The following is a 19,464-nucleotide window of genomic DNA, read 5'->3' as shown; positions in this document are numbered from 1 at the left end:
ATCGTGTTATTTTTAATAAGGTGACTTATTTTTTAGGCGTAATATATAGGCATATAAACACCCTGAATATTCAGGGTGTCATTAAATATAAACTTCTTCAGTAAACTGTAATTAAGCTACAGATTGCACGTGCAACGTCTGGTTTGGTTCACCAATGGGTAGAACCGTACGACCATATTGTTCGTTCAAGACTTCGGCCATTGCCAGGTAAATGGCGCTGGCACCGCAGATAATGCCTTCGAAGCCGGCGAAAACCAGCAGCGAATGGTTGCCGGTGAAGTTACCGACCGCCAACAGAGCAAACAATAGCGTCAGGCTACCGAAAACAAACTGTAAAGCGCGATTAGCTGGCAAGGTACCGAAGAACATAAACAGTGTGAATATACCCCATAAGCCTAAATAAACGCCGAGGAACTGTGCGTCAGTGGCTTCTGCCAGACCCATTTTGGGTAGCATCAGCAAACCGACCAGGCTCAGCCAAAATGCACCATATGAGGTAAATGCGGTTGCAGCAAAAGTATTGCCTTTCTTATACTCCAGCATGCCTGCCAGAATTTGTGCCAAACCGCCATAAAAAATCCCCATACTCAAAATAACAGAGGTTAGGGGGAAGAAGCCTGCGTTGTGCAGGTTAAGCAAGACGGTAGTCATCCCAAAACCCATCAGGCCTAATGGGCCAGGATTCGCCAACTTGGTGGTGTTCATAAGTCCTCTGCAAGTAACAGAATGCTAAAAAAATGGATAATTATCCGAATAAGTATAAATCGCCTGAATGACCAAAAAGTCGTCGATATCCCTCAGTGCGCGCGGCATCATAATGATCCGCGCGGTTGGAAACAATGATCTTGAGGGTAATAAAAAGTAATTTTTTTTCATCTCCCCCCTTGATGCTACGTTTCGTGACCCCATCTTATTTCCAACCGCAGGGACTAATTACTATATCAATGGAGACATACATCAGCAGAATGCTGGGTATGAAAGCATTGATTATGAAAATACGGGCAGTTGAAAATAAACAATTCGCCCACATATAGATTAGTAACTTGACCGAATATGACTTTTTAGTGGAGGCGTTTTAGATGGGTAAAATTATTGGTATCGACTTGGGTACTACCAACTCTTGTGTAGCAATTATGGATGGTACTAAAGCTCGTGTGCTGGAGAACAGCGAAGGCGACCGCACCACGCCTTCTATTATTGCTTATACCCAAGATGGTGAGATTCTGGTTGGTCAACCGGCTAAACGTCAGGCTATTACTAACCCGCAAAATACACTGTTTGCGATCAAACGTTTGATTGGCCGTCGTTTCCAGGACGAAGAAGCACAGCGTGATAAAGACATCATGCCGTACAAAATCGTGGCAGCTGACAATGGTGATGCGTGGGTTGAAGTAAAAGGCCAGAGAGTTGCACCGCCGCAGATTTCTGCTGAAGTGCTGAAGAAAATGAAGAAAACAGCTGAAGATTTTCTGGGTGAACCAGTTACTGAAGCGGTTATCACTGTACCTGCATACTTTAACGACGCTCAGCGTCAGGCAACTAAAGATGCTGGCCGTATCGCAGGTCTGGAAGTAAAACGTATCATCAACGAACCAACCGCTGCTGCATTGGCTTATGGTTTGGACAAAGAAGTCGGTAACCGTACTATCGCGGTTTATGACCTCGGTGGTGGTACTTTCGATATCTCAATTATCGAAATCGATGAAGTCGACGGCGAAAAAACCTTTGAAGTTCTGGCAACCAACGGTGATACCCACCTGGGGGGTGAAGACTTCGATAGCCGCCTGATCAACTATCTGGTTGATGAATTCAAGAAAGACCAGGGTATGGATCTGCGTACCGATCCTCTGGCAATGCAGCGCCTGAAAGAAGCTGCTGAAAAAGCAAAAATCGAGCTGTCTTCAGCTCAACAGACCGACGTTAACCTGCCGTACATTACGGCTGATGGCAGCGGTCCAAAACACATGAACATCAAAGTGACCCGCGCTAAATTGGAGTCACTGGTAGAAGATTTGGTAAACCGTTCTATTGAACCACTGAAAGTGGCTCTGCAGGATGCTGGCTTGTCTGTTTCCGATATCCAGGATGTTATCTTGGTCGGTGGTCAGACTCGTATGCCAATGGTTCAGAAAAAAGTGGCTGATTTCTTCGGTAAAGAACCACGTAAAGACGTTAACCCAGATGAAGCTGTAGCTATTGGTGCGGCAGTGCAGGGGGGGGTTCTGTCTGGTGAAGTGAAAGACGTTCTGTTGTTGGACGTGACTCCACTGTCACTGGGTATTGAAACCATGGGTGGTGTGATGACTCCGCTTATCACCAAAAACACCACTATCCCAACTAAGCACAGCCAGGTGTTCTCTACTGCGGAAGATAATCAGTCTGCGGTAACCATCCATGTGCTTCAGGGTGAGCGTAAACGTGCTCAGGATAACAAATCTCTGGGTCAGTTCAATCTGGATGGTATCCAGGCGGCACCTCGCGGCATGGCACAAATCGAAGTGACCTTCGATATCGACGCCGACGGTATTTTGCATGTGTCTGCTAAAGACAAAAATACCGGTCGTGAGCAGAAGATTACCATCAAGGCATCTTCTGGTTTGAACGAGGAAGAAATCCAGAAAATGGTTCGCGATGCTGAGGCTAACGCTGAAGCAGACCGTAAGTTTGAAGAGCTGGTACAGACGCGTAACCAAGCCGACCACCTGATTCACGGTACTCGTAAACAGTTGGAAGAAGCCGGTGACAAACTGCCAGCAGAAGACAAAACCGCCATCGAAGATGCAGTGAAAGCGCTGGAAGCAGCGTTGAAAAGCGAAGATAAAGCTGAGATCGAAGCCAAAACTCAGGCTCTGGTGCAAGTTTCTGGTAAATTACTGGAAATGGCTCAGCAGCAGCAAGCAGCCGCAGGCGGTGATGCTGGTGATACCAGTGCTAAGAAAGAAGACGACGTCGTAGACGCCGAATTCGAAGAAGTAAAAGACAAAAAATAATAGCCCTTAAGCGGGCACTGCAACAGTAGGCCTTACTGTTGCTGGGAACCAGCACGGGCGTCGAGGAAACTCTACGCCCGTGCACGCATGTTAAGGGTAGGAAAAAAAAGAATGGCGAAGAGAGATTATTACGAGGTTTTAGGCGTCACAAAGGGCGCTGATGAACGTGAAATCAAAAAGGCCTATAAACGCCTGGCAGTAAAGTATCATCCGGACCGTAATCAGGATGAAAACGATACCGGCGAGAATTTCAAAGAAGTTAAAGAAGCCTATGAAATTTTGACCGACCCACAAAAGCGCGCAGCATATGATCAGTATGGTCATGCAGCCTTTGAACAAGGTGGCATGGGCGGCGGTGGTTTTGGTGGTGGTGGCGGTGCTGATTTTAGTGATATTTTTGGTGATGTTTTCGGTGATATCTTCGGCGGCGGCCGTCGTCAGCGGGCTTCCCGTGGTTCAGATTTGCGCTACAACATGGATCTGACACTGGAAGAAGCGGTGCGCGGTGTAACCAAAGAAATCCGCATCCCAACACTAAATGAATGTGATGTCTGCCATGGTAGCGGTGCTAAACCGGGCAGCTCACCGGTGACTTGCTCGACTTGCCGTGGTGCCGGTCAGGTGCATATGCGCCAAGGTTTCTTCACCGTGCAGCAGGCGTGTCCGACTTGTCATGGCAGCGGCCAAATCATTAAAGATCCGTGCAACAAATGTCATGGACATGGTCGCGTTGAGAAATCAAAAACACTGTCGGTTAAAATTCCGGCGGGCGTTGATACCGGTGACCGCATTCGCTTAAGTGGTGAAGGCGAAGCCGGCGAACACGGCGCACCAGCGGGCGATTTATACGTTCAGGTGCAGGTTAAAGCGCATCCAATCTTCGAACGTGAAGGCAATAATCTATATTGTGAAGTGCCGATTAACTTCGCAATGGCGGCCTTAGGCGGCGAGATTGAAGTCCCGACGTTGGATGGCCGCGTTAAGCTGAAAGTACCTGCGGAAACGCAAACCGGCAAACTGTTCCGTATGCGCGGGAAAGGGGTAAAATCTGTTCGTGGTGGTAGCCAAGGCGACTTGCTCTGCCGCGTTGTGGTTGAGACTCCAGTCCACCTCAGTGAAAAACAGAAACAATTACTGCGCGAACTGGAAGAAAGTTTTGTTGGCGCTGCGGGTGAGAAAAACAGCCCTCGCTCTAAAAGCTTCTTAGACGGTGTTAAGAAATTCTTTGATGACTTAACCCGCTAATCATGTCTTAGCAGTTAACCTGCTAATAAAAATGAAAATTAAAAATCCTCGATAAATATCGGGGATTTTTTTTCATCATTTGGTGTAGAAATATGTGATGCATATGTTTAATTGATCGGTTTTTACGAGTATTACCTGCCATAAAAACGACTTTTTTCGAGTTAAGGGTTATCCTAAAATTCATGAATTGATTTGTCGAGCAGCAGCTCATTGTCTGATGTAAGGAGCTATTCATTGTGACAAACATTATTCGTCAATTTTTACGCCAAGAGGCCGCAGGCGGTCTGATTTTAATTTTTGCCGCTATCGTCGCTTTATTTATGGCTAACGGCCCACTCCAAGGGGCTTATCAATCATTTTTAGATGTCCCGGTATCGGTAAAAATTGCGTCACTGGATATCAGCAAACCGCTGCTGTTGTGGATTAATGATGGCTTAATGGCCATATTCTTCTTGGTTGTCGGCTTGGAAGTTAAACGGGAGCTGATGGAAGGCTCACTGGCGGGGCGCGATAAAGCTGTTTTTCCGGCGATTGCTGCTTTGGGCGGTATGCTCGCCCCGGCCTTGATTTACCTACTGTTTAATGGGGCTGATGAAGTCACTCGCCAAGGTTGGGCCATTCCAGCAGCAACCGATATTGCTTTTGCATTAGGTGTGATGGCATTACTGGGGAATCGGGTTCCAACCAGCCTAAAAGTCTTTTTACTGGCATTGGCCATTATTGATGACCTGGGCGTCATCATTATTATTGCATTGTTCTATACCCATGAGGTTTCGCTGCAAGCTTTAGGGATTGCCGCCGCCGCTATTGCTTTGCTGGGCTATATGAACTGGCGTGGGGTGGGGAAAACATCCGCCTATCTGTTGGTCGGATTGGTTCTGTGGGTCTGCATTCTTAAATCTGGAGTACACGCGACCTTAGCCGGTGTGATTGTCGGCTTTATGATCCCGCTGCACACCAAAGATAAGCGCTCGCCTTCGGAATCACTGGAACATGGTTTGCACCCGTGGGTTGCCTATTTGATTCTGCCGTTATTTGCTTTTGCCAATGCAGGAGTTTCGTTGCAAGGCGTTTCACTCGCTGGATTGACGTCACTATTGCCTTTGGGGATTGCGAGCGGTCTGTTTATTGGTAAACCGCTGGGGATTTTTCTCTTTAGTTGGCTCGCGGTTAAGTTAGGGATTGCTAAACTGCCGGATGCCATTAACTTTAAGCAAATTTTTGCGGTGTCAGTGTTATGCGGTATCGGTTTTACTATGTCGATATTTATTGCATCGCTGGCATTCGATGGTGCCGATGTCGCTTTGCTTACCTATTCTAAGTTGGGCATATTACTAGGCTCCACCACCGCAGCCATTGTGGGTTATAGCTTGTTGCGCCTGGCATTGCCAGCAAAGAAAAAATAACTCATTGATTAATATTTGAATGGCCAGTACTGCTCGTCAAGGTACTGGCGTTCTACCTGATGGATTTCCAGGTTTACCCTTTGTGAAGTCTCAGTACAGGGAATGTTTAGTCGTGCATGGGGCTGTCTACATAGATTTATAGCTCGCCGATATGTTAAGGAGATAACAACATGCGAATGTCGCACATCAATTTCAATCATCTTTATTATTTTTGGCAGGTCTGCAAGGAAGGCTCCGTCGTGGGCGCGGCTGAGGCTTTGTTTTTGACGCCACAAACGATTACCGGGCAAATTAAAGCATTGGAAGAACGTCTGGGTGGTAAATTGTTTAAGCGCCAGGGACGGGGGTTGGTGCCATCAGAATTGGGGCAACTAGTCTTTCGCTATGCCGATAAGATGTTCATGCTCAGCCATGAAATGCTTGATATCGTTAACTATCGTAAAGAATCTAACTTGTTATTTGATGTTGGCGTTGCTGATGCCTTATCTAAGCGCTTAGTTAGCCAAGTGCTGGAAACTGCCGTGGTGGACCATGAAAAAATTCATTTACGCTGTTTTGAATCGACCCATGAAATGCTGCTGGAGCAGTTAAGTCAGCATAAGTTGGACATGATTCTGTCTGATTGCCCGGTGGATTCCAGTCAGCAAGAAGGGCTATTTTCGGTAAAGCTTGGCGAATGTAGCGTGAGTTTTTATTGTCGCCAGCCCATTCCAGATTTACCTTTCCCGGCTTGTTTGCAGCAAAAACGTTTGTTGGTACCCGGTCGCCGTTCAATGTTGGGGCGTAAATTATTAAACTGGATTAACAGCAAAGGCCTACAGGTGGAAATCCTGGGGGAATTTGATGACGCGGCGTTGATGAAAGCTTTTGCTATCTATAACAATGCTATTTTTGTTGCGCCAACTCTGTACGCTGCGGATACCTATGCCAAAGATGACGAAATTGTAGAAATTGGCCGTTTAGATAATGTACAGGAAGAGTATTACGTTATTTTTGCCGAGCGGATGATCCAACATCCAGCGGTACAGCGGGTATGTAACAAAGATTTTTCCGCACTTTTTAGCGGTTAAACAGATTGATTCGAATAGTAAATGGCATAGCTATCAGCTATTCATGACCGGCATTAGCTTTGCGATTTGATGAGTTAGCCAAATTTTAGATATAAAAAAACCGGCCTAGGCCGGTCTTTTTACGAAGCAGCCAACATAATGCAATTACTGCATTGCGTTGATTTGCGCTACTAAGTTTGACTTATGGCGCGCTGCTTTGTTTTTGTGGATCAGACCTTTACAGGACTGACGATCCACGATTGGTTGCATCTCATTAAATGCTTTTTGCGCTGCGTCTTTATCGCCAGCTGCGATTGCCGCATACACCTTCTTAATGAAGGTACGCACCATTGAGCGACGGCTAGCGTTATGCTTGCGGCGTTTCTCAGACTGTACGGCGCGTTTCTTAGCTGATTTGATATTAGCCAAGGTCCAACTCCCAAATATATTCTATTGAGGACAATTCAAAGGCCGAGGAATATGCCCTTTTAGCCTTCGTTTGTCAATGGATTTGTGCAAATAAGCGCCGTTTGTACGGGCGGCACTTGCTACGTTGTGATGGAGCGGGATTTTACCAGCTTCGCGCTGTGGAATACAGTCTTTCGAAAGAAAATTCCACAGTTCACTGCCTCGAAGGGATTCGACGGTGGTTCTTGTAAAAATCTCAGCCTGCTTCTGTATTCAACGGCGTGCGTATTCTACAGGATAAAGTGAGTAAAAGGGATTTTACCTGCGTATTTTTAGCAAAATGGTATGACTTTCGGTTAAAGGTACCAATCGCGGGTTAACCTTAACCGCGGTACAAGGTATAATCCGGCGATTTCCACTGTTTTGAGCCAGCTATGGAGCTAATTCGCGGTATACATAATATCCGGGCACGCCACCATGGTTGCGTGCTAACTATCGGTAACTTTGATGGTGTCCATCGCGGACATCAGGCCTTATTGGAGCAGTTAAAGCGCGAAGGTCAGCGCTTGGGGCTGCCCGTTATGGTGATGATATTTGAACCGCAACCACTGGAATTGTTTGCAGCGGATAAAGCACCGGCTCGACTGACGCGTTTACGCGATAAAGCCAGATATCTGGCCGAAACCGGTGTTGACTATTTATTGTGCGTTAAATTTGATCCGCGTTTTGCAGCTATTACTGCGCAAGCTTTCGTTGCTAAGTTGCTGGTAGCGAAGTTGGGTGTTAAGTTTTTAACTGTTGGCGATGATTTCCGCTTTGGCGCAGAGCGTCAGGGGGATTTTCAGCTATTACAACAAGCGGGGGCTGAGTTTGGGTTTGATGTCATCAGCACAGACAGCTTTTGTGATGGTGGTCTGCGCATTAGCAGCACCGCGATTCGTCAGGCACTTCATGACGACGATTTGGTGTTGGCTGAGACACTGCTGGGTCACCCATACAGTATTTCCGGCCGAGTAGTTCACGGGGACGAACTGGGACGGACGATAGGTTTCCCCACGGCGAATTTGCCGTTAAAACGTTTAGTTGCTCCCGTAAAAGGAGTGTATGCGGTTGATGTATATGGCTTAGGTCCAAAGCCATTGCCCGGTGTTGCCAATATTGGCACTCGGCCTACCGTTGCTGGTGTCCGCCAGCAGCTAGAGGTTCATCTGCTTGATATAACTATGGATCTTTATGGGCGTCATATTGATGTGGTGCTCCGCGCGAAACTGCGCAACGAACAGCGTTTTGCTTCGCTCGATGTTCTGAAGCAGCAAATCGCCCATGATGTGGTGACGGCCCGAACATTTTTCGGGCTAAAGACACCGGTTTAATATTTCTAGCCGAAACGGAACCGAGAATCTAATGAGTGACTACAAGAATACCCTGAATTTGCCTGAAACAGGGTTCCCGATGCGCGGCGATCTGGCTAAGCGTGAACCTGACATGCTGAAACGTTGGTATGAGCAGGATTTGTACGGGATTATTCGTACGGCCAAGAAGGGTAAAAAGACCTTTATTTTGCACGACGGCCCTCCTTATGCGAACGGCAACATTCACATTGGTCACTCTGTTAACAAAATTCTCAAAGATATTATTGTTAAATCGAAAGGAATGTCCGGCTACGACTCACCTTATATTCCGGGTTGGGACTGCCACGGTCTGCCGATCGAGTTAAAAGTTGAGCAATTAATTGGTAAGCCGGGTGAAAAAGTCAGCGCCGCGGAGTTCCGTGCTGCGTGCCGTAAATACGCCGCTGAACAGGTCGAAGGCCAGAAGAAAGACTTCATCCGCTTGGGTGTGTTGGGCGATTGGGACCATCCTTACCTGACGATGGATTTCAAAACTGAAGCTAATATCATTCGCGCATTAAGCAAAATCATTGATAACGGCCACCTGCACAAAGGCGCGAAGCCAGTGCATTGGTGTACAGACTGCGGCTCGTCACTGGCTGAAGCTGAAGTCGAATATTATGACAAAACCTCACCTTCTATTGATGTGCGCTTTAACGCAGTTGATACGGCGGCTGTTGCAGCCAAATTTAATGTGTCGGCGATTAATGGCCCGATTTCACTGGTTATCTGGACCACCACTCCGTGGACTTTGCCCGCTAACCGCGCTATTTCACTGAATGCTGAATATAACTATCAGTTGGTGCAGGTTGCAGGCGAATGCCTGATTCTGGCAGAAGATCTGGTTGAGAGCGTCATGAAGCGCGCTGGCATTGTGGAATGGACGGTATTGGGCAGTTGCAAAGGTTCCGATTTAGAACTGCTGCGCTTCAATCATCCGTTTATGGGCTTTGATGTTCCAGCAATCTTGGGCGATCACGTCACACTGGATGCCGGTACCGGCGCAGTTCATACCGCACCTGGCCACGGCCCGGATGACTTTGTTATTGGTCAGAAATACGGTTTGGAAGTGGCTAATCCGGTCGGCCCGAACGGCTGCTATTTGGCAGGGACTTACCCAACGCTGGACGGCATGTTCGTGTTTAAAGCCAACGATGTGATTGTTGAGCTGCTGCGCGAAAAAGGCGCATTGCTGAAAGTTGAAAAACTGGTCCACAGCTACCCATGCTGCTGGCGTCACAAAACGCCAATTATCTTCCGTGCTACACCGCAATGGTTTATCAGCATGGATCAAAAAGGTCTGCGCAAGCAGTCGCTGGAAGAGATAAAAGGCGTGCAGTGGATCCCCGAGTGGGGCCAGGCGCGTATTGAAACCATGGTAGCAAACCGCCCCGATTGGTGTATTTCACGCCAGCGTACCTGGGGTGTGCCGATGTCTCTGTTTGTCCATAAAGAGACCGAAGCGCTTCACCCGCGCAGCACTGAGCTGATGGAAGAAGTTGCCAAACGTGTTGAGCAAGATGGCATTCAAGCATGGTGGGATCTAGACCCGGCTGAGATCTTAGGTGCCGATGCTGCGGATTATGTCAAAGTGCCAGACACATTGGATGTATGGTTTGACTCCGGCTCAACCCACTCTTCTGTGGTTGACGTCCGCCCAGAGTTTGGTGGTCATAGCCCGGATATGTATCTGGAAGGTTCTGACCAACACCGCGGCTGGTTTATGTCTTCATTGATGATTGCGACCGCGATGAAAGGCAAAGCGCCTTATCGTCAGGTATTGACTCATGGATTCACCGTTGATGGTCAGGGGCGTAAAATGTCCAAGTCCATCGGCAATACCATCAGCCCGCAAGATGTCATGAACAAATTGGGTGGCGACATCCTGCGTTTGTGGGTGGCCTCCACCGATTACACTGGCGAAATCGCGGTTTCTGATGAGATCCTGAAGCGCTCTGCGGACTCTTATCGCCGCATCCGTAACACCGCACGCTTCTTGCTGGCTAACCTTAATGGCTTCGATCCAGCCTTGCATCAGGTGGCCCCAGAAGAGATGGTGGTGGTAGACCGCTGGGCCGTGGGCCGCGCGCAGGCTGCACAAGCCGAGATCATGGAAGCGTACGAAAATTACGATTTCCACTTAGTGGTGCAGCGCTTGATGCAGTTCTGTTCGGTCGAGATGGGTTCTTTCTACCTCGATATCATTAAAGACCGCCAATACACCGCCAAAGGCGACAGTGTTGCCCGTCGTAGCTGTCAGACCGCGCTGTTCCATATTGCAGAAGCATTGGTTCGCTGGATGGCACCAATTATGTCATTCACCGCAGATGAAATCTGGAACCAACTACCCGGTGAGCGCCCGCAGTATGTCTTCACTGAAGAGTGGTATGAGGGCCTGTTCGGGTTGGCGGGTGATGAGAGTATGAACGATACTTTCTGGGCCGAGCTGTTAAAAGTCCGTGGCGAAGTGAATAAGGTGCTGGAGCAAGCCCGTAGCGATAAACGTATTGGTGGTTCGCTGGAAGCAGCCGTGACTTTGTTTGCCACACCTGAATTGGCAGCGCGCCTGAACAGCTTGCAAGATGAGCTGCGTTTTGTGTTGCTGACGTCTGCTGCGAAAGTCGCAGATTATACCGATGCTGATGATGATGCGCAGCAAAGTGAGCTGATTCCTGGGCTGAAAATTACCTTTAATAAAGCTGACGGTGAGAAGTGCCCGCGTTGCTGGCATTACACTCAAGATGTCGGTTTGGTGGCGGAACATGCTGAACTGTGCGGCCGCTGTGTCACTAACGTTGCCGGAGACGGTGAAGAGCGTAAGTACGCCTGATGAGTAAACCTATTTTTTCGACCGGATTGCGCTGGTTATGGCTGGCTGTACTGGTGGTGATTGTCGATCTCGGCAGCAAACAATGGGTTATGACCCACTTTGCACTGTATGAGTCCGTGCCACTGATTCCTTTTTTCAACCTGACCTACGCGCAGAATTTTGGCGCGGCATTTAGCTTCCTTGCGGATAAAAGCGGCTGGCAGCGTTGGTTCTTTGCAGGGATAGCTATCGGTATTTCAGTCCTATTGATGGTGATGATGTACCGGTCTACTGCCAAGCAACGCCTGCTCAATTGTGCTTATGCCCTAATTATTGGTGGGGCATTAGGTAACTTATTTGATCGCATGGTACATGGCGCGGTGATCGATTTTATCGATTTCCACGTCAATAATTGGCATTTCCCGACATTTAACTTTGCTGATACCGCCATCTGTATCGGTGCTGCGCTGGTTATCTTTGAAGGCTTCTTAAGCCCGGCTGAAAAAACCGCGATAAATAAAGGGGAGTGATATGTCTGAACAGGTAGAAAGTCATCAAGTACAAGACAAGAGCGCGGTATTAGTGCATTTCACTCTGAAATTGGAAGATGGCTCAACGGCAGAATCTACCCATATTCACGGGAAGCCCGCGCTATTCCGTTTAGGCGATAACAGCCTAAGCGACGCGCTGGAGCAACAGTTGATTGGTTTGAAAGTAGGAGATAAACACACTTTTACTTTACAACCTGAAGATGCATTTGGTTTGGAAAGTCCTGATTTGATTCAGTACTTTACACAGCGTGACTTTGCGCAAACTGGCGTACCGGATGCGGGTACTATTATGCTGTTTACCTCCCGTGATGGCAGTGAAATGCCGGGCGTAGTGCGGGAAGTAGCAGAAGAGTCCATTACTGTTGATTTTAATCACCCGTTGGCCGGGCATGTCGTCAGCTTTGATATTGAAGTACTGGAGATTGACCCCCAACAGGAGGCTATGCATGCAGATATTGTTGGCTAATCCACGCGGCTTTTGTGCCGGAGTTGATCGGGCTATCAGTATTGTTGAACGCGCGATCGAAATGTATGGCGCGCCAATCTATGTGCGCCATGAAGTGGTGCACAACCGCTATGTGGTTGATAGCCTGCGCGAGCGCGGGGCTATTTTTATCGAGGATATCTCTGAGGTACCTGATGGTTCCATTTTGATTTTCTCGGCCCATGGGGTGTCACAGGCTGTTCGTGCCGAGGCGCGCGCGCGCGAATTGACGATGCTGTTTGATGCAACCTGTCCATTGGTCACTAAAGTTCATATGGAAGTTGCTCGCGCCAGTCGCAAAGGGAAAGAAGCTATCCTGATAGGCCATGCTGGCCATCCGGAAGTGGAAGGGACTATGGGCCAATATAACAACCCGAAAGGGGGAATGTATTTGGTCGAGTCACCTGATGATGTTTGGAAACTGAACATTAAAGACGAGAATAACCTCTGCTTTATGACCCAGACCACCTTGTCAGTTGATGATACTTCCGCAGTGATTGATGCCTTGCGCCAGCGTTTCCCGAAGATTATCGGCCCACGTAAAGATGATATCTGCTATGCCACAACCAACCGACAAGAAGCGGTACGGAATTTGGCGAATGATGCCGATGTCGTTTTGGTGGTAGGGTCGAAAAATTCGTCCAACTCGAACCGCTTGGCTGAGCTGGCGCAGCGCATGGGAAAATCGGCCTATCTGATTGATTCTGCGGCAGATATCCAAGAGTCCTGGCTACAGAATGCGGCGTGTATTGGTGTGACGGCTGGTGCTTCGGCACCGGATATTCTGGTACAGCAAGTCATTGCTCGCTTGAAAGAGCTCGGTGCGGATGGGTCTGTTGAACTGCGTGGCCGTGAAGAAAGTATCATTTTTGAAGTACCAAAAGAATTGCGTGTTGAGGTTAAACAGGTCGACTAATCTCCAGCACGTATTCATCACTCTATCAAGCAGCCCTAAGTGGCTGCTTTTTTACGGGTATACCTCGCCATCACTGCATGAATATGCGAAATAATCGCACTATGCCAGATGAAGTGTTACCGAATCTTTAGGGTAGGTAAGGAATTAAGTGGTTTCACTGATAAAAATGGGCGTATATCATTTTTTTCTAATACAGATTAAATAGGCTGGCAGGGTGCGTGGCGGGCGGCTAATCTGAACCCTTGTCAGGGTAGATGACACAATATTGGGAGAACTCATGACTGATTCAACAATTCGTATCGCCATTGTTGGCGCGGGTGGCCGTATGGGCCGGCAGCTTATCCAGGCTATTACACAGACGAAAGGTGTGGTATTGGGGGCTGCTGTAGAGCGCGCGGGGTCCACTCTGGTGGGAAGTGATGTCGGTGAACTGGCCGGAGTAGGATTGCTAAATATCACAGTAAGTGATGATTTATCCAAGGTGATTGATAATTTTGATGTATTGATCGACTTTACGCGGCCAGAGGGCACTCTGGAACATTTAGCTATTTGCCATACACATCGTAAGGCCATGGTGATTGGAACAACCGGTTTTGATGATGCCGGTAAGGCCGCCATCAGTGCTGCGGCATCTGATATTGGCATTGTGTTCGCCGCTAACTTCAGTGTTGGAGTCAATGTGGTGCTTAAGCTGCTTGAGAAAGCGGCCAAAGTCATGGGCGATTACACTGATATCGAAATTATTGAAGCGCATCATCGCCATAAAGTTGATGCGCCGTCAGGTACCGCGTTGGCAATGGGGGAGGCGATAGCTGAATCCTTAGGGCGCTCACTGAAAGATTGCGCGGTTTATACCCGCGAAGGCCACACCGGGGAGCGCAAACCCGGTACTATCGGCTTCGCCACCGTGCGCGCAGGTGACATTGTCGGCGAGCATACGGCGATGTTTGCTGATATCGGCGAGCGAGTGGAAATTACTCACAAAGCCACTAGCCGTATGACTTTTGCCAATGGGGCGGTTAAATCTGCCATTTGGCTCTCTGAGTGTGATAATGGTTTGTTTGATATGCGCGATGTGCTGAATTTGAACGAACTTTAAAGGTATAAAACACAACCAGTGATGTGGTTGTTTTTATCATAATTATATGATAACAGGGCAATATTTTATTGTCCTTTTTTTGTATTTGTTATAAATAAGGCATTTGTTTTAATTTATCATCATTAACCTATTTTTTATTGTGTTTTTGCACTGTTTTTTGTCTTTTCCTCTCTCTATTAAGTGATAATGTTTGCTTTCACTACACCAGAACGATTTTTTCCAGTCACTTACCCTCGCAACCGTTTACTATGTTAAGTTAGCCTGTGTTTTTGCCGCTATAATCCACTAATTTTAATGAAAACGGTAAAAAACAGAGAAAAAAAGGCACTTTGGCTAGACAAAAGCGTCACTCATCATTAAAATGCGCCCAATTTGCCAAAAATTGGCTCTGAGGGCGGTTTTTGCATTGATTTAGATCGCTAGATGTGAATTAATATGCAAATAATGTGACTGTTTATTCCCTGGAGGATGTTTTGATTAAGTCAGCGCTATTGGTTCTCGAAGACGGAACCCAATTTCACGGTCGGGCCATCGGGGCAGAAGGTACGGCAGTGGGGGAAGTGGTCTTCAATACGTCGATGACCGGTTATCAAGAAATCCTTACTGATCCTTCCTACTCCCGCCAGATCGTCACTCTTACTTATCCTCATATCGGCAATGTCGGCACTAATGCCTCCGATGAAGAATCCTCCGCAGTACACGCCCAAGGTCTGGTTATTCGCGACCTGCCATTGATTGCCAGCAACTACCGTAATGAAGAAGGCTTAGCTGAGTATCTCAAGCGTCACAACATTGTTGCGATTGCAGATATCGATACGCGTAAGCTGACACGGTTGCTGCGCGAGAAGGGCGCTCAAAACGGCTGCATTATTGTGGGTGACTTATCTGATGCGGTACTGGCGCTGGAAAAAGCCAAAGCATTCCCCGGTCTGAAAGGGATGGATCTGGCTAAGGAAGTTACCACCAAGGAAGCTTATCACTGGCTGCAAGGTAGCTGGACTCTGGAAGGTGACTTACCTGCGGCGAAGTCAGCGGAAGATCTACCATTCCATGTGGTGGCTTATGACTACGGTGTAAAACGCAATATTCTGCGCATGTTGGTTGACCGCGGTTGCCGCCTGACGGTGGTTCCGGCCCAGACCCCAGCGGAAGAAGTTCTAAAGCTCAATCCAGATGGCATTTTCTTGTCCAATGGCCCAGGGGATCCAGAGCCATGCGATTATGCCATCGCGGCGATTAAACGCTTCCTGGAAACCGATATTCCGGTGTTTGGCATCTGTTTAGGTCATCAACTGCTGGCACTGGCGAGCGGCGCAAAAACCATCAAAATGAAATTTGGTCACCACGGTGGCAACCATCCGGTGAAAGATTTGGATGCTGATTGTGTGATGATCACCGCGCAGAACCACGGTTTTGCCGTCGATGAAACCACATTGCCATCCAACTTGCGCACTACGCACGTTTCTTTGTTCGATGGTTCCCTACAAGGGATTCACCGCACTGATAAAGCAGCGTTCAGTTTCCAGGGACACCCGGAAGCCAGCCCGGGGCCGCACGATGCCGCCCCGCTGTTTGATCACTTTATCGAGCTGATTGAAGCTTACCGTGCGACCGCTAGCCACACTCACAAATAATCAGGAGCGTCAAACCATGCCAAAACGTACAGATATAAAAAGCATCCTGATTCTGGGCGCAGGCCCGATTGTTATCGGTCAGGCCTGTGAGTTTGACTATTCCGGTGCTCAGGCTTGTAAAGCACTGCGTGAAGAGGGTTACCGCGTTATTCTGGTGAACTCTAACCCCGCCACTATCATGACAGACCCAGAGATGGCCGATGCCACTTATATCGAGCCGATTCACTGGGAAGTTGTGCGCAAAATCATTGAAAAAGAGCGCCCGGACGCAGTATTGCCGACTATGGGCGGCCAAACCGCACTGAACTGCGCATTAGAATTGGAGCGTCAGGGAGTTCTGGCTGAATTCGGTGTCACCATGATTGGTGCTACCGCTGATGCTATCGATAAAGCTGAAGACCGCCGTCGCTTTGATATCGCGATGAAGAAAATTGGTCTGGATACCGCCCGTTCAGGTATCGCGCACAATATGGAAGAAGCATTGGCTGTTGCGGCTGACGTCGGCTTCCCTTGCATTATTCGCCCATCCTTTACCATGGGGGGCACCGGTGGCGGCATCGCGTATAACCGCGAAGAGTTTGAAGAAATTTGCGAGCGTGGTCTGGATTTATCGCCAACCAAAGAGTTGCTGATTGATGAGTCACTGATTGGTTGGAAAGAGTATGAGATGGAAGTTGTTCGCGATAAAAACGACAACTGCATCATCGTCTGCTCCATCGAAAACTTCGATGCCATGGGCATTCATACCGGTGACTCCATCACTGTTGCACCGGCGCAAACCCTGACTGACAAAGAATATCAAATCATGCGTAACGCCTCGATGGCGGTATTGCGTGAAATTGGCGTAGAGACCGGCGGCTCTAATGTGCAATTCTCGGTGAACCCGAAGAATGGCCGTTTGATCGTGATTGAAATGAACCCGCGCGTATCCCGCTCCTCCGCTCTGGCCTCTAAAGCCACTGGTTTCCCTATCGCCAAAATTGCCGCCAAGCTGGCGGTGGGCTATACGCTGGATGAGTTGATGAATGACATCACTGGTGGCCGTACGCCGGCTTCCTTCGAGCCATCCATCGACTATGTTGTCACTAAAATCCCGCGCTTTAACTTCGAAAAATTTGCTGGCGCTAATGACCGCCTGACCACGCAGATGAAATCTGTGGGTGAAGTGATGGCCATTGGCCGCACGCTACAGGAATCACTGCAAAAAGCATTACGCGGTCTGGAAGTCGGCGTGACCGGTTTTGATCCTAAAGTCAGTCTTGATGATCCAGAGGCCCTGACGAAGATCCGCCGTGAATTGAAAGAAGCGGGTTGTGACCGAATCTGGTATATCGCCGATGCATTCCGCGCCGGTATGTCTGTTGATGGTGTCTTTAACCTGACTAACGTCGACCGCTGGTTCCTGGTGCAAATTGAAGAACTGGTGCGTTTGGAAGAAAACGTGGCGGAGTGCGGTATCAATGGCCTGAATGCTGAGTATATGCGTCACTTGAAACGCAAAGGTTTTGCCGACGCCCGTTTGGCGAAATTGGTCGGTGCGGCTGAAAGCGAAGTACGCAAATTACGTTATAAACAAGGTTTGCACCCGGTTTATAAGCGTGTAGATACCTGTGCGGCAGAATTCTCTACTGACACAGCTTACATGTACTCGACCTACGAGGAAGAGTGCGAATCTAACCCTACCAGCGATCGCCCGAAAGTGATGGTGCTGGGTGGTGGCCCGAACCGTATCGGCCAAGGGATTGAATTCGACTATTGCTGTGTACACGCATCACTGGCACTGCGTGAAGACGGTTATGAAACCATCATGGTGAACTGCAACCCAGAAACAGTTTCCACCGATTACGACACTTCTGACCGCCTCTATTTTGAGTCAGTGACACTGGAAGATGTGTTGGAAATCGTCCGCATCGAGAAGCCGCAGGGCGTTATCGTGCAATATGGTGGTCAAACACCACTGAAATTAGCGCGTGAGTTGGAAGCGGCCGGTGTACCGATTATCGGCACCAGCCCAGATGCTATCGACCGTGCCGAAGACCGCGAACGTTTCCAACAGGCGGTTAATCGTCTGGGTTTGAAACAGCCGGCTAACGCCACAGTGGCGACGATTGAACAGGCCGTTGAAAAAGCCGCAGGGCTGGGTTATCCGCTGGTGGTTCGCCCATCTTATGTACTGGGTGGCCGCGCCATGGAAATCGTGTATGACGAAGTTGACCTGCGCCGTTACTTCCAAAATGCGGTTAGTGTGTCAAATGATGCGCCAGTGTTGCTCGACCGCTTCCTTGATGACGCGGTAGAAGTGGATGTGGATGCCATTTGTGACGGTGAGCGCGTGTTAATCGGCGGCATTATGGAACACATCGAGCAAGCAGGGGTTCACTCCGGTGACTCAGCATGTTCATTGCCAGCTTACACCCTGAGCAAGGAAATTCAGGATGTTATGCGCCAGCAAGTGGAAAAACTGGCTTTTGAGCTGTGTGTTCGCGGCTTGATGAATGTGCAGTTTGCGGTGAAGAATAACGAAGTTTATCTGATTGAAGTTAACCCACGGGCTGCCCGTACTGTGCCATTTGTCTCTAAAGCAACTGGCATGCCACTGGCAAAAATTGCTGCCCGTGTGATGGTGGGGCAGACCTTGGCACAGCAAGGGGTTCTGGAAGAAATTATCCCGCCTTACTATTCGGTCAAAGAAGTGGTGCTGCCATTCAACAAATTCCCTGGTGTTGACCCGATTTTAGGGCCAGAAATGCGCTCTACCGGTGAAGTCATGGGGGTTGGCCGTACTTTCGCCGAAGCTTTCTCTAAAGCCATGCTGGGGAGTCAGTCTGGTATGAAAAAGAGTGGCCGCGCACTGTTATCCGTACGCGAGGGGGATAAGCATCGGGTGGTTGATTTAGCCGCGAAGCTGCTGAAACAGGGCTTTGAATTGGATGCGACTCACGGTACCGCGGTGGTGCTGGGCGAGGCAGGGATAAATCCACGCTTGGTCAACAAGGTGCATGAAGGTCGTCCGCACATTCAGGATCGCATCAAGAATGGCGAATACACTTATATCGTGAATACCACGGCCGGACGTCAGGCGATTGAAGACTCTAAGCTGATCCGCCGCAGTGCGTTGCAATACAAAGTGCATTATGACACGACCTTGAATGGTGGTTTTGCCACGGCAATGGCGCTGAATGCCGACCCAACCGAGCAAGTAATTTCAGTACAAGAAATGCACGCCAAGATTAAGAATATGAAAGGTTAATTTAGGTTGTCAGAAAGTGGGCGATGGAAACATCGCCCTGAGTTTATTGACAAAGTGCTCGCAGCGGTGAAAACAGGCAGATCGTAAAGACGCCGTCAATACATCCATGTAGGCTCGAGCCGCGCCATCCCTAGCGCGGACGCTTTACTCTTCTGCCCGTCCTCACCACCCGAGATCGAGTCGTCGAGGTTTGTCAGCAGTCTGCGGGCGATGGAAACATCGCCCTTTTTTA

Annotated in this window: 14 protein-coding genes; 12 read left to right on the top strand and 2 right to left on the bottom strand. The window is 48.7% G+C overall.

What is annotated here, in order from left to right:
- Positions 1 to 111: 111 nt before the first annotated feature.
- On the bottom strand, positions 112 to 705 hold the full coding sequence (gene satP / locus FTA91_RS10160) for an acetate uptake transporter (protein ID WP_038636432.1): 594 nt from the start codon (positions 703 to 705) through the stop codon (positions 112 to 114).
- Between the two features lie 374 nt (positions 706 to 1,079).
- Between satP and dnaK the strand changes: the two genes are divergently transcribed.
- The 4 genes from dnaK to nhaR all read left to right on the top strand — a co-directional run bounded on the left by dnaK (position 1,080) and on the right by nhaR (position 6,711).
- Positions 1,080 to 2,990, top strand: a complete 1,911-nt coding sequence (gene dnaK, locus FTA91_RS10155; RefSeq protein ID WP_050113658.1) for a molecular chaperone DnaK — start codon at positions 1,080 to 1,082, stop codon at positions 2,988 to 2,990.
- Between the two features lie 111 nt (positions 2,991 to 3,101).
- Positions 3,102 to 4,235 (top strand): molecular chaperone DnaJ, encoded by a 1,134-nt coding sequence (dnaJ, locus tag FTA91_RS10150; protein ID WP_050113659.1) that lies wholly within the window; start codon positions 3,102 to 3,104, stop codon positions 4,233 to 4,235.
- Positions 4,236 to 4,471: 236 nt separating this feature from the next.
- A complete protein-coding gene (gene nhaA / locus FTA91_RS10145; RefSeq protein ID WP_050113660.1) occupies positions 4,472 to 5,641 on the top strand; it encodes a Na+/H+ antiporter NhaA in 1,170 nt (389 codons plus the stop codon).
- Positions 5,642 to 5,811: 170 nt separating this feature from the next.
- A complete protein-coding gene (gene nhaR / locus FTA91_RS10140) occupies positions 5,812 to 6,711 on the top strand; it encodes a transcriptional activator NhaR (RefSeq protein ID WP_038636420.1) in 900 nt (299 codons plus the stop codon).
- 144 nt (positions 6,712 to 6,855) lie between these two features.
- Here nhaR and rpsT read toward each other — a convergent pair whose 3' ends face one another.
- Positions 6,856 to 7,119, bottom strand: a complete 264-nt coding sequence (gene rpsT, locus FTA91_RS10135; RefSeq protein ID WP_002220715.1) for a 30S ribosomal protein S20 — start codon at positions 7,117 to 7,119, stop codon at positions 6,856 to 6,858.
- A 413-nt stretch (positions 7,120 to 7,532) separates the two neighbouring features.
- On the opposite strand from rpsT, the gene ribF reads away from it, so the two are divergent.
- The 8 genes from ribF to carB all read left to right on the top strand — a co-directional run bounded on the left by ribF (position 7,533) and on the right by carB (position 19,232).
- A complete protein-coding gene (gene ribF / locus FTA91_RS10120) occupies positions 7,533 to 8,471 on the top strand; it encodes a bifunctional riboflavin kinase/FAD synthetase (RefSeq protein ID WP_050113661.1) in 939 nt (312 codons plus the stop codon).
- Positions 8,472 to 8,502: 31 nt separating this feature from the next.
- A complete protein-coding gene (ileS, locus tag FTA91_RS10115) occupies positions 8,503 to 11,319 on the top strand; it encodes an isoleucine--tRNA ligase (RefSeq protein WP_145534285.1) in 2,817 nt (938 codons plus the stop codon).
- A complete protein-coding gene (gene lspA / locus FTA91_RS10110; protein WP_050113663.1) occupies positions 11,319 to 11,828 on the top strand; it encodes a signal peptidase II in 510 nt (169 codons plus the stop codon). Before ileS ends, lspA begins: the two co-directional genes overlap by 1 nt.
- 1 nt (position 11,829) lies before the next feature.
- Positions 11,830 to 12,315, top strand: coding sequence for an FKBP-type peptidyl-prolyl cis-trans isomerase (fkpB, locus tag FTA91_RS10105; RefSeq protein WP_050113664.1), 486 nt, complete (start codon positions 11,830 to 11,832; stop codon positions 12,313 to 12,315).
- Complete coding sequence (gene ispH / locus FTA91_RS10100) at positions 12,296 to 13,249, top strand: 4-hydroxy-3-methylbut-2-enyl diphosphate reductase (protein ID WP_050113665.1); 954 nt, start codon at positions 12,296 to 12,298, stop codon at positions 13,247 to 13,249. The genes fkpB and ispH overlap by 20 nt, the downstream gene beginning before the upstream one ends.
- Before the next feature lie 277 nt (positions 13,250 to 13,526).
- The gene (dapB, locus tag FTA91_RS10095; protein WP_145534287.1) at positions 13,527 to 14,348 is read left to right on the top strand and encodes a 4-hydroxy-tetrahydrodipicolinate reductase; all 822 of its coding nucleotides are present in this window, start codon (positions 13,527 to 13,529) and stop codon (positions 14,346 to 14,348) included.
- A gap of 473 nt (positions 14,349 to 14,821) precedes the next feature.
- Positions 14,822 to 15,982 (top strand): glutamine-hydrolyzing carbamoyl-phosphate synthase small subunit, encoded by a 1,161-nt coding sequence (gene carA, locus FTA91_RS10090; RefSeq protein ID WP_145583265.1) that lies wholly within the window; start codon positions 14,822 to 14,824, stop codon positions 15,980 to 15,982.
- Between the two features lie 16 nt (positions 15,983 to 15,998).
- Positions 15,999 to 19,232, top strand: coding sequence for a carbamoyl-phosphate synthase large subunit (gene carB / locus FTA91_RS10085; protein ID WP_050113668.1), 3,234 nt, complete (start codon positions 15,999 to 16,001; stop codon positions 19,230 to 19,232).
- Positions 19,233 to 19,464 lie beyond the last annotated feature (232 nt).

The organism is Yersinia thracica (assembly GCF_902170565.1).
GTDB lineage: Bacteria > Pseudomonadota > Gammaproteobacteria > Enterobacterales > Enterobacteriaceae > Yersinia > Yersinia thracica.
Note: the sequence above shows the minus strand (reverse complement) of the source record. Positions and strands in the feature narration are given on the sequence as shown.